The 11,911-nt window shown below is 68.5% G+C and carries 11 protein-coding genes; 2 read left to right on the forward strand and 9 right to left on the reverse strand.

Translation table 11 applies throughout. The annotated features are described in order from the left end of the window. Positions 1-57 precede the first annotated feature (57 nt). Together ACODRX_RS16645 and ACODRX_RS16650 are read left to right on the forward strand one after the other, a co-directional pair. Positions 58-1,257, forward strand: a complete 1,200-nt coding sequence (locus ACODRX_RS16645) for an acyl-CoA dehydrogenase family protein (protein WP_488872643.1) — start codon at positions 58-60, stop codon at positions 1,255-1,257. A gap of 5 nt (positions 1,258-1,262) precedes the next feature. Next, on the forward strand, positions 1,263-2,294 hold the full coding sequence (locus tag ACODRX_RS16650; protein ID WP_488872644.1) for an acyl-CoA dehydrogenase family protein: 1,032 nt from the start codon (positions 1,263-1,265) through the stop codon (positions 2,292-2,294). A gap of 7 nt (positions 2,295-2,301) precedes the next feature. On the opposite strand, the gene ACODRX_RS16655 is transcribed toward ACODRX_RS16650, so the two are convergent. The 9 genes from ACODRX_RS16655 to ACODRX_RS16695 are packed head-to-tail and all read right to left on the reverse strand — an operon-like array spanning position 2,302 to position 11,897. Further along, a complete protein-coding gene (locus ACODRX_RS16655) occupies positions 2,302-3,189 on the reverse strand; it encodes a 2-hydroxy-3-oxopropionate reductase (protein WP_488872645.1) in 888 nt (295 codons plus the stop codon). A 26-nt stretch (positions 3,190-3,215) separates the two neighbouring features. Continuing rightward, positions 3,216-4,004 carry an HpcH/HpaI aldolase family protein gene (locus tag ACODRX_RS16660; protein WP_488872646.1) on the reverse strand — a complete coding sequence of 263 codons (789 nt, stop codon included), beginning with the start codon at positions 4,002-4,004 and terminating at the stop codon, positions 3,216-3,218. 15 nt (positions 4,005-4,019) lie between these two features. Further along, entirely contained in the window at positions 4,020-5,585 is a 1,566-nt protein-coding gene (gene garD, locus ACODRX_RS16665; RefSeq protein WP_488872647.1) for a galactarate dehydratase, read from the reverse strand. Continuing rightward, positions 5,585-6,586, reverse strand: a complete 1,002-nt coding sequence (locus ACODRX_RS16670; RefSeq protein WP_488872648.1) for a Bug family tripartite tricarboxylate transporter substrate binding protein — start codon at positions 6,584-6,586, stop codon at positions 5,585-5,587. The genes garD and ACODRX_RS16670 overlap by 1 nt, the downstream gene beginning before the upstream one ends. Before the next feature lie 43 nt (positions 6,587-6,629). Continuing rightward, positions 6,630-7,733, reverse strand: a complete 1,104-nt coding sequence (locus ACODRX_RS16675) for an SMP-30/gluconolactonase/LRE family protein (RefSeq protein WP_488872649.1) — start codon at positions 7,731-7,733, stop codon at positions 6,630-6,632. Positions 7,734-7,751: 18 nt separating this feature from the next. After that, on the reverse strand, positions 7,752-9,071 hold the full coding sequence (locus ACODRX_RS16680) for a glucarate dehydratase family protein (RefSeq protein ID WP_488872650.1): 1,320 nt from the start codon (positions 9,069-9,071) through the stop codon (positions 7,752-7,754). 10 nt (positions 9,072-9,081) lie between these two features. Further along, a complete protein-coding gene (locus ACODRX_RS16685) occupies positions 9,082-10,377 on the reverse strand; it encodes a TRAP transporter large permease (RefSeq protein WP_488872651.1) in 1,296 nt (431 codons plus the stop codon). A 3-nt stretch (positions 10,378-10,380) separates the two neighbouring features. Further along, on the reverse strand, positions 10,381-10,869 hold the full coding sequence (locus ACODRX_RS16690) for a TRAP transporter small permease (RefSeq protein ID WP_488872652.1): 489 nt from the start codon (positions 10,867-10,869) through the stop codon (positions 10,381-10,383). Between the two features lie 59 nt (positions 10,870-10,928). Next, positions 10,929-11,897, reverse strand: coding sequence for a TRAP transporter substrate-binding protein (locus ACODRX_RS16695; protein ID WP_488872653.1), 969 nt, complete (start codon positions 11,895-11,897; stop codon positions 10,929-10,931). Positions 11,898-11,911: the final 14 nt, after the last annotated feature.

Genomic DNA, 11,911 nt, shown 5'->3' on the forward strand with positions numbered 1-11,911 from the left:
TTGATACATAGGCGCTGACAGCTATTCTTTTTTAAACCAGATACAAGAGAGATTTCCATGCAAGTGGGCTATTCGGCGCAGGACGAAGCCTTCCGGCTGACGCTGCGCGACTGGTTCGAGACGCACTACCCGCGCTTCAAGGCCGAGTGGACGCGGAGCCGGGGCGAACCCGATCCCAACGACCTCGCCTGGCGCCGCGCCTGGGAAGACCATGTGAGCCGCGCCGGCTGGGCGGGCCTGGGCTGGCCCGAGCAATATGGCGGCAGGAACTGGCCGCTGACGCGCCAGGCCCTCTTCCACGAGGAGCAGGCCCGCATCGGCGCGCCGCTGGGCGTGAACATCATCGGCCACGGCATCCTCGGCCCCACGCTGATCCACTTTGCCAGCGAGGCGCAGAAGCAGCGCTATCTGCCCGGCATCCTGGCCAACCGCGACATCTGGTGCCAGGGCTATTCCGAGCCCGGCGCGGGCTCGGACCTGGCCGCGCTCGCTACCCGTGCCGAGCGCCGCGGCGACCACTATGTGCTCAACGGCCACAAGATCTGGACCTCGTTCGCGCACATCGCCGACTACGGCTTCGTGCTGGCGCGCACCGATGCCGCGGCCCCGCGCCACAAGGGCATCAGCTTTGTGCTGGTCGACATGAAGCTGCCCGGCGTGCGCGTCGCGCCCATCCGCCAGATCACCGGCGAGGCCGATTTCAACGAAGTCTTCTTCGAGGATGTACGGGTGCCGCTCGACGCGCTGGTCGGCGAGGAAAACGGCGGCTGGCGCCTGGCGATGGCGGCGGCCAGCTTCGAGCGCGGCACCTACTTCATCCCGCGCCAGGTGCGCTTTGCGCAGGAGCTTGATGCGCTCAGGCGGCTGGCCGCGCAAACACCGGACGGCCAGGGCGGCAGCCAGCTCGACTGCCCCCACCTGCGCCGCGAGATCGCGCGCCTGGCGGTGGACAGCCATGTGCTCAAGCTCAAGTCGTGGCGCGCGCTCACCAGCGCGCTGCGCGGCGGCCCGCCGGGGCCCGAGGGCTCGGCCACCAAGCTGCACTGGAGCGAGTCGCACCAGAAGCTGCTGGCGCTGGCCACCGAGCTGCTGGGCGAACGCGCGCTGGCCGGGCCGGCGCCGGGCGGCGCCGACCGGGAGGCGGCCGCCTGGGTGCGCGATGCGCTGTGGACGCGGGCCGAAACCATTCTCGCCGGCACCTCCGAGGTGCAGCGCAACATCCTCGCCGAGCAACTGCTGCGGCTGCCCAAGGGTTGAACCACATGGATTTCGCACTCAACGCCGAGCAGCAGATGCTGCACGCATCGGCCACGCGCTTCTTTGCCGCACGCCATCCGCTCGCCCGCGCGCGCCAGGCCCTGCCCTGGAGCGATCCGGCGCAGCAGCAACTGTGGCAGGGCATGGCGGCCATGGGCTGGATGGATTTGCTGCGCCCCGAAGCGCAGGGCGGCCTGGGCCTGGGGCTGACCGAGGCCTGTCTGGTTGCCGAGGCCGCCGGCAGCCAGCTGCTGAACCTGCCCTGGGCCGCCAGCGCGGTGCTGCTGCCGCTGTGGCTGCAAGCCGCAGCCGATGATGCACCGGCGCTGCGCGAGCTGGCCCGGTCCGTCGCCGCAGGCGAGCGCGCCGTGCACTGCGTAGCGGAGCACGACAGGATTTGGGACCATGCCGGGCAATGCTCCGACATGCTCGTGGTGCGCGGGCTCGAAGACCCGGGCCAGCCCCTGCAGCTCACCATGCTCTGCGGTGCGCCCGCGGCCATGCAGCCCGGCCTGGACCCGACGCTGCTGCAGGCCGCCGCCGTGGCGCTGCCGCCCGCCACGCCCTGGCAGACGCTGGCCATGCCTGCCGAAGCCCGTGCCCATGCACGCGCCGCCTGGCGGCTGATGCACTGCGCCGAACTCATCGGCCTGGCGCAGGCCGCGCTGGCGCTGGCCAGCGGCCATGCCATCGAGCGCGTGCAGTTTGGCAGGCCCATCGGCAGCTACCAGGCCGTCAAGCACCAGCTGGCGAATGCCTGGATGGGGGTGGACAACGCACGCCTGGCCGCGCTCTACGCCGGCGCGGCGCTGGACGGGCGCCTGCCCGATGCGCGCTTTGCCTGCGCCGCGGCCGAATTCACCGCCATCGAGGGCGCGCTGCAGGCCACGCGCACCGCCATCCAGGTCTGCGGCGGCATGGGTTTTACCTGGGAGCACGCTGCCCACCTGTACCTCAAGCGCGCACAGCTGCTGGCCGCGCGCCTGGGCGGCGCCTCGCGGGCGCTGTCGCGGCTGGAGGAGCTGGCGCCGGCCTAGGCCAGATTCAAGCCACGTCGTGCGCGGCCATCAGCTCCAGCGCCTTCACCAGCGCCGAGTGATCCAGCTCGGCATCGCCGTTGGCGGCGCAGGCCTGCATCAGCTGCGCGGCGCCAGCGGTCTGCGGCAGCGCCAGGCCCAGCTCGCGCGCGCCCTGCAGCGCCAGGCCCAGGTCCTTCTGGTGCAGCTTGATGCGAAAGCCCGGTGCGAAAGTGCGCTTGATCATGCGCTCGCCATGCACCTCGAGGATGCGGCTGGAGGCGAAGCCGCCCATCAGCGCCGCGCGCACCTTGGCCGGATCGGCGCCGGCCTTGCTGGCGAACAGCAGCGCCTCGCCCACCGCCGCGATGTTCAGCGCCACGATGATCTGGTTGGCCACCTTGGTGGTCTGGCCGTCGCCGTTGCCGCCCACCAGCGTGATGTTCTTGCCCATGGTTTCGAGCAATGGCCGCACCCGCTCGAACACCGCCGGCTCGCCGCCGCACATGATGGTCAGCGAGGCCGCCTTGGCGCCCACCTCGCCGCCGGACACCGGCGCGTCGACGTAGTCCGCGCCCAGCGCGTTGATCTTCTGCGCGAAGGCCTTGGTGGCCATCGGCGAGATCGAGCTCATGTCGACGATCACCTTGCGTTCGCCCCCCTGGCCCAGCGCGGCGGCCACGCCGCTCTCGCCAAACAGCACCGATTCGACGTCCGGCGTGTCGGGCACCATCAGGAAGATCACCTCGGCGTTGCCCGCCACCTCCTGTGGGCTGGCGCAGGGTATGGCGGCCGATGCCTTGATCGATTCGGGCACGCTGCGGGCCGCGCTCACGTAGACCGTGTGGCCGGCGTTGATGAGGTGCAGCGCCATCGGCGCGCCCATGATGCCGAGGCCTATGAATCCAAGCTTCATGTCTTTGTCCTTGGGAATGAGAAATTTCAATATGCGCCCGAGGCAGGCGCTGGAGCGCTCGCCCGCATGGCCTGCAGCACCTGCTGCGAGCCTGCGGCCATCAGCCGCGCGTCGGAGCTCACGGTGGTGAGCTGGAAGCCCCGGGCGATGCGCTCCAGCGCGCTCTCGGGCGTGCCGTTGTGGATGCCGGCCACCAGGCCATGGGCCTTGGCGCGTTCGAGGATATGGTCCACCGCCTGCTGCGCCTTGGGGTCGAGCCCGTCGAACACCGGCCTGCAGCCCAGCGACAGCGACAGGTCGCTGGGCCCGATGTAGACCGCGTCCAGCCCTTCCACGCCCATGATCGCGTCCAGGTTGTCCAGCGCCTGCGCGGTCTCGATCATCGCGAAGGTGACAATGGTGTCGTTGGCATGCGCGGGGTAGTCGGCGCCGCCATACAGCAGCGCCCGCACCGGCCCGAAGCTGCGCGTGCCGCGCGGCGCATAGTGGGTCCAGGCCACGAGCTTTTGGGCATCCTCGCGGGTATTGACCATGGGGCAGATCACGCCGTAGGCCCCGGCGTCCAGCGTCTTCATGAGGATGCCGGGCTCCAGCCACGGCACGCGCACCAGCGGCACGGTGGGCGTGGTCGATATGGCCTGCAGCATGCCCACCATGGCCTGGTAGTCAACCACGCCGTGCTGCATGTCGATGGTCAGCGTATCCCAGCCCTGGTGGGCCATGGTCTCGGCCGCGAAGCCGTTCGGTATGGCCAGCCAGCCGTTGATGGCGGCGCCGCCGCCCTGCCAGATTTCCCTGAGTCGATTGGGTCTCATTGCCTGCTCCTGATGTCAAGTGACGGGTGCTGGGTTGAACAGTACCAGCGCGTTGTGCAGCTGCCACTGCTCGGCCCAGGTTTTCCTGCGGCCGCTGGCCACGTCGAGCATCAGCCGGAACATCTCCCAGCCCACCTCCTCGATCGTCGCCGCGCCGTCGGCGATGCGCCCGGCGTTCACGTCCATCAGGTCGTGCCAGCGCCGCGCCAGGTCGCTGCGCGTGGCCACCTTGATCACCGGCACCTGGGCCAGGCCGTAGGGCGTGCCGCGGCCGGTGGTGAAGACGTGCAGGTTCATGCCGGCGGCCAGCTGCAGCGTGCCGCAGATGAAGTCGCTGGCCGGCGTGGCCGCGTAGACCAGGCCGCGCTTGATGCCCCGGTCGGCCAGCCGCTGGCCCGGCGACAGCACGCCGGTGATGGGCGCCGTGCCGCTCTTGATGATCGAGCCCATGGCCTTCTCGACGATGTTCGACAGGCCGCCCTTCTTGTTGCCGGGCGTGGTGTTGGCGCTGCGGTCCACGCGGCCCTTGTCCAGGTAGGCGTCGTACCAGGCCATCTCCGCGATCATGGCCTCGGCCACCTCGGGGCTGGAGGCGCGCGAGGTGAGCTGGTCGATGCCGTCGCGCACCTCGGTCACCTCGCTGAACATCACGGTGGCGCCCGCGCGCACCAGCAGGTCGGTGCAAAAGCCCACGGCCGGATTGGCCGTGACGCCGCTGAAGGCATCGCTGCCGCCGCACTGCACGCCCACCACCAGGGCGCTGGCCGGCACGGTCTCGCGCCGGCGCGCGTTCAGCCGCTCCAGATGCACCCTGGCGCTGCCCATGATGGAGTCGATCATGGACATGAAGCCCACATGCGCCTCATCCTGCAGGCAGACCACGTCCAGCGCGGGCTCCCTTTCATCGGCGATGGGAAACGAGCCCGGCGGCAGCAGGCGCTCGGGCTGCAGCTTCTCGCAGCCCAGGCTCACCACCATCACCTCGCCGCCGAAGTTCGGGTTGTGGGCGATGTTGCGCAGCGTGCGCTGCGGAATCTCGGCGCCCACGGCGTCGATGGCCACGCCGCAGCCATAGCTGTGTTCCAGCCCGACCACGTCGTCCACATGGGGGTAGCACGGCAGCAGCTCGGACTTGATGCGGCGCACCGCAAAATCCAGCACCCCGGCCACGCACTGCACCGTGGTGGTGATGGCGAGAATATTGCGCGTGCCCACGCTGCCATCGGCATTGCGGTAGCCCTCGAAGGTATAGCCTTCGAGCGGCTCCATGGCCGGCGGCTTGGCGGTAGCGACGGGCAGGCCCTGCAGCGAGCGCGCGGCGGGCATGCGCAGCAGGCGCTCGTGCACCCAGCTGCCGGCCGGTATCGGCCCGAGCGCATAGCCTATGACCACGTTGTAGCGGCGCACCTCGCCGCCTTCGGGAATGTCCACCAGCGCCAGCTTGTGCGCCTGCGGCACCCGCTCCAGCAGCACCAGGCCGCCGGGCATCGCCGTGCCGGCGGGCAGGCCGCCGTCGTTGGCGACGATGGCCACGTTGTCCGCCGGGTGCATGCTGATGCAAAGCGGTGTCGGGATGCTCATCAGTCTGCCTTGATGCCTGCGGCCTTGATCACCTTGGCCCACTTGGCCACCTCGGCCTTCTGGTACTCGCCCAGCTCGGCCGGCGTCATGCTCGATGGCACCATGCCGAAGCCCTTCAGGCGCGCCTGCACCTCGGGCGTGGCGACGATCTTCATGATCTCGGCATGCAGCCGGTCCACGATGGGCTTGGGCGTGCCCGCGGGCGCGAACACCGCCTGCCACGAGCCCATGTCGAAGCCCTTCTCGCCGGCCTCGGCGATGGTCGGCACATCGGGCAGCGATTCCAGGCGCTTGGAGCTGGTGACCGCGATGGGGCGCAGCTTGCCGGACTGGATGTGCGGGCCCACCACCAGCGCGGTGTCGAACATCATGTCCACCTGGCCGCCGATCACATCCTGCACGGCCGGACCGCTGCCCTTGTAGGGCACGTGCGTGAACTTCACGCCCGTCTGGTAGGCCAGCAGCTCCAGCGCCATGTGGTTGGAGGTGCCGCTGCCCGGAGAGGCCGAGGTCAGCCCGCCGGCCGCGGCCTTGGCCTTGCTGGCCGCCAGCACGTCGGCCAGCGTCTTGTAGGGGCTGGCGGCCGGCACCACCAGCACCAGCGGGCCCGAGCCCAGCATGGCTATGGGCGTGAAGGACTTCACCGGGTCGTAGTCGAGCTTGGAGTACAGGCTCACGTTGATGGCATGCGAGCTGATGGTGCCGCCGAGGATGGTGTAGCCGTCGGCCGGCGCGCGCGCGGCCAGGGCCGAGCCCACGCTGCCGCCGGCGCCGCCCTTGTTCTCTATGACCACCGGCGTGCCCAGCGCCTTGCCCAGCGGCTGGGCGATCACGCGCGCCAGGGTATCGGTATTGCCGCCGGGCGGAAAGGGCACCATGTAAGTGATGGGCTTGCCGGCAGGCCAGCCGCCCTGCGCGGCGGCGGGCAGGGCGGCAAAGGTGGCGCCCAGCAGCAGTGCGCTGGCGGCGAGGGAGCGGTGGATCAGGGTGCGGCGTTGCATGGTGCTGGTCTCCTATGGTTTTCGGTGTTGCGGGATGGGGTGGTCAGGTGGCGCCGTGCGCCTCCACGTAGAGGGCGTAGATGGAATGGCTGCTGGCCATGTAGAGGCGGTTGTTCTTCGGGCCGCCGAAGCACAGGTTGGCACAGCGCTCGGGCAGGCTGATGTGCGCGAGCGCCTTGCCCTCGGGGCTGAAGACGCGCACGCCGTCCAGCGCTTCTGGCTGGCCCTTGAGCTGGTACTGCCTGCGCCCGCCCACGTCGGTGGGCTCCGCCTGCAGCGCGCCGTTGCTGCCCCAGCCGCACCACAGGTTGCCGTCGCGGTCCACGCGAAAGCCGTCCAGCGCGCCCTGGTCCGCGGCGTCGATCAGCTTGGTCTTGTTGGTCAGGCTCTGCCCATCCGCGCCCACGTCATAGCGCCAGATGCTGCGGTTGGGCGTGCCTTTCCACTCCACCACGTACAGCTTCTTCTCGTCAGGCGAGAAGGCCAGCCCGTTGGGATTGACCAGATCGGTGATGACGGCGGTGATGCGGCCGTCCGGCGCGATGCGAAAGACATTGGTATTGGCCTGCTCGCGGTTGGCGCGATAGCCTTCCCACTCGCCGTTGATGCCGAACAGCGGGTCGGTGAACCAGATGCTGTCGTCGGACTTGACGACGATGTCGTTGGGCGAGTTGAGCTTCTTGCCCTCGAAGCTGTCGGCCAGCACGCTGATCTTGCCGTCTTTTTCGGTACGGGTGATGCGCCGGGTCACCGAGTGCTCGCAGGTGATGAGGCGCCCCTGCCGGTCGCGCGTGTTGCCATTGGCGAAGTTGGCCGGGCTGCGGAAGACGCTGAGCGAGCCGTCGTGCTCGCTGTACTTCATGATGCGGTTGTTGGGTATGTCGCTGAACAGCAGGTAGCCGCCTTCGGGAAAATACACCGGTCCTTCGCACCAGCGCATGCCGGTGGCGACCTGCTCCACGGTGCTGCTGTAGAGGCGGTACTTGGCGAAGTCAGGGTCGAGGATCTGCACCGCCGGGTCCGGATAGCGCTGGTTCGGCTGGAAGGCGAAGGACTGGGCCCCCGCCCATCCGCTGGCTGCCGCCAGGCCCGTGCCTGCGGCGGCCTTGAGGAACTGGCGGCGCTGCGGGTGCTGAAATGGTGTCATGCCCATGGGTCTCCTGAGTTAAAAACGCGGCTGCTTGCCGGTGAATGACGGGTCGTACCTGAGCATCTGGCCCAGGTCGTCGCGGTTGCGTATGCCGCAGTGCAGGTAGTTGTCGTGCAGGCGGGCCAGGGCCTCGCGGTCCAGCGCCACGCCCAGGCCGGGCGCCGTGGGCACGCGCAAGCTGCCCTGCTCGAACCGCAGCCGGCCGCCCTCGATGACCTCGTCGTCCTGCCAGGGGTAGTGCGTGTCGCAGGCATAGGTCAGCAGCGGCACGCTGGCGCACAGGTGCGTCATGGCCACCAGGCTGATGCCCAGGTGCGAATTGCTGTGCATGGACAGGCCCAGGTCGAAGGTGCGGCACAGCGTGGACAGGCGCTGCGTGGCGCGCAGCCCGCCCCAGTAATGGTGGTCGCTCAAGACGATCTTCACGGGGCAGCCCATCTCGGCATTGCGGCGGAATTCGGCAAAGTCCGTCACCACCATGTTGGTGGCCAGCGGCACGTCGCCCTCACGCGCCATTTCTCGCGCCACGGCGGCCATGCCGTCCAGGCCCGGAGCCGGGTCCTCGTAGTACTCGAGCACGCCCTGCAGCTGCTGCACGATCTTCAGGCTGGTCTCCACGGTCCAGTTGGCATTGGGGTCGATGCGCAGCGGCGTGCCCGGAAAGGCCTGGGCCAGCGCCAGGATGCCGGCCGCCTCCTGCTCGGGTGGCAGCGCGCCGGCCTTGAGCTTGATGCTCTGGAAGCCATACTGCGCAATCATGCGCCGCGCCTGCGCCACCAGCTGCTGCGGCGTGAGGGCTTCGCCCCAGGCATCGGGCGAAGAATCTGGTCCATAGGGCCTGTCGATGTGCTCGGCGTACTTGTAGAACAGGTAGGCCGAGAACGGCACGCTGGCGCGCGCCGCGCCGCCGAGCAGGTCGACCACCGGCGCGCCCGCCATCTGGCCCTGCAGGTCGAGCATGGCGACCTCGAAGGCGCTGACCACCTTGGCCACGGTCTTGGAGACATGGGTGCCCGGCGCCAGCGACACCTGCTGGCCCAGGAATTCCGAGGCGGTGAGCTTTGGCGGCGCGACCAGGGCCGCCACGCGGCTCTCCATCTCGTTGAGCGCCCAGGGCGACAGACCCGCCAGCGCGGGCGCGGCCTTGGCCAGCGCATCGAGCATGGGCTGGTCGCCATAGCTCTCGTTGATGCCCACCAGGCCCGAGGCGGTCTCGATCTCGATGATGGAGCGCAGCGCCCAGGGTTCGTGGATGCCGGCCGCATTGAGCAACGGCGGATCGCGGAAGGCAATCGGCGTGATGCGGACGTGACGGATGGTGTGCGAGGTACTCATGGGAAACGGCTCAATTGACTTTCATGAACAGGCCTGGCAGCCAGGTCGAGAACGCCGGCACGAAGGTGACCACGCCCAGCGCGAAGATCAGCGCGCCGTAGAACGGCCAGATGGTGCGCATCACCGTGCCCACCGAGACGCCGCCGATCGCGCAGCCCACGAACTGCGTCGTGCCCACCGGCGGCGTGTTCAGGCCCAGCGCGCAGTTGATCAGCATCACGATGCCGAACTGCACCGAGCTCATGCCGTAGTGCTGCGCGATCGGCAGGAAGATCGGCGTGCACAGCAAGATGGTGGCGGCCATGTCGAGGAAGGTGCCCAGCACGAAGAGGATGATGTTGATCAGCAGGAAGATCACCCACGGCGTGCTGGTGACCTGCGCCAGCATCTGGCCGGTGAGTTCGGCCACGCCGTACAGGCTGATCAGGTAGCCGAAGGTGCTGGAGATGCCGATCAGCAGCAGGATCACGCCGGTGGTCTTGACCGCCTTGGACGCGGCCTTGATGAAGTTCTCGCGGGTCAGCGTGCGGTACAGGAAGATGGTCAGCGCCAGCGCGTAGAGCACCGCCACCGCGGCCGACTCGGTGGCGGTGAACACGCCCGAGAGAATGCCGCCCAGGATCAGCACCACCACGAACAGCCCGGGCAGCGCCGCGGCGAACGAGCGGCCCACGATCTGCCAGCCGGGGAAGCGCCCGGCGGGGTAGCCGCGCCGCACCGCGACCCAGTAGGCGGCCAGCAGGTTCGAGACCGTGAGCACCAGCGCCGGCATCAGCGCGGCCAGGATCAGCGCGGCGATGGAGACCTTGCCGCCCGCGGCCAGCGCGTAGATGATGATGTTGTGGCTGGTGGGCATCAGCGCGCCCACCAGCGCCGCGTGCGTGGTCACGTTGACCGCGTAGTCGGCGTGGTAGCCCTCTTTCTTCATCATCGGGATCATCACCGCGCCCATGGCCGAGACATCGGCCACCGGCGAGCCCGAGACGCCGCCGAACAGCGTGCAGGCCACCACGTTGGACATGCCCAGGCCGCCGCGCACATGGCCGACCAGCGAGCGCGCGAAATCCACGATGCGGTCGGCGATGCCGCCGTAGAGCATCAGCTCGCCCGCGAAGATGAAGAACGGGATCGCCAGGAACGAGAACACGCCCATGCCCGAGGTCATCTGCTGGAAGCCCACCTCCAGCGGCAGCCCCTCGTACAGCAGCGTGGCCAGCGACGACAGGCCGATGGAAAACGCCACCGGCACGCCCAGCAGCAGCAGTGCCGCAAACGACACGCACAGAATGGTCAATGCAATCGTCATCACTTATCCCCAGGCCGGTTCGACTTCTTGGCCACGCGCGAGCGCGATGATGTGTTCGATAGAGAACAGCACGATGAGCACGCCCGCGATCGAGGCGGGCACATAGCGCCAGCCCTCCGAGATGCCCAGCGTGGGCAGGCGGTAGCTCCAGACCGATTCGGCCAGCGAGGCGCAGCTCCAGGCCATGGCGGCGCCGAACAGCAGCACCAGCGCATGGATCAGGAACTCCAGCTTGAGCCGCAGCCCCTCGGGCGCGAGCACCAGCAGCGACTCCAGCCCGATGTGGCCCGAATCGCGCACGCCCACGCTGACGCCCAGCATGGTGATGTAGAGCACGAGCAGCAGCGCCAGGCTTTCGGCCCAGGTGGGCGTGTTGTTCAGCACATAGCGGCCGAATACCTGCCAGCTGACCGCGGCGATCACCAGCATCAAGCCGGCAATGCCCAGCCACATGCAGGCGCGCGCCAGCGTTTTGCAGAGTTTGGTGTACATGGTTTTGGATCGGATGGGCCGCCGCGCCCGTCAGGCAGGCGGGGACGGCGGCCGGGCCATCAGTTCGTTTCCTGCGTGCGCTTGATCAGGTCCTTGAGGTGGGCGTCGGTGATGAACTTGTCGTACACCGGCTTCATCGCATCCTGGAAGGGTTTCTTGTCGATATCGATGAACTGCGCGCCGCCCGCCTTTGCCGTGGCCAGGGCCCGCTGCTCGCGCTCCACCCACTTGGCGCGCATGTAGGGCACGGACTCCTTGGCGGCCTGGCGCACCCAGCCCTGCTGCTGCGGCGAGAGGCGGTCCCAGCTGCGCTTGGAGAACAGCAGGATCTCCGGCGCCATCGAATGCTCGGTGCGGCTGAAGTACTTGGCCACCTCGAAGGCGCGCGCGCTTTCGTAGGTGGGGTAGTTGTTCTCGGCGGCGTCGATCAGGCCGGTCTTCAGGCCCGTATAGACCTCGCCCATGGGCATGGGCGTGGCATTGGCCCCCATGGCTTCGAGCATGGCCACCCACAGGTCGGACTGCTGCACGCGCACCTTCAGGCCCTTCATGTCGGCAATGCCCATGACCGGCTTCTTGGCGGTGAACATGGAGCGCGCGCCGCTATCGTAGAAGGCCAGGCCCACGAAGCCCTGCTTCTCGCAGCTCTTGAGGATCTCTTCGCCCACCGGGCCGTCGAGCACCTTGTGCATATGCTCGACCGAGCGAAACAGGAAGGGCATGGTGGGCACGACGGTCTCGGGGCAGACGTTGTTCATCGCGCCCACGTTGACGCGCACCATCTGCAGCGCACCGATCTTGGCCTGCTCGATGGTCTCCTTCTCGCCGCCGAGCGCGCCGTTGGGAAAGACCTTGATCGTGTCCTTGCCGCCCGACAGCTGCTTGAGCTTCTCGCCCATGAACTTGACGGCCAGCACGGTGGGATAGTCGTCGGGGTGGATGTCGGCGGAGCGGAACTCCGCCGCCTGCGCGCCGGCGCCGATCAGGCTGGCGGCCAAGCCTGCCAGCAGGGTTGGGATGAGCTTCATGGACTTGTCTCCTG

The sequence above is a fragment of the Comamonas sp. FG99 genome (assembly GCF_057808605.1).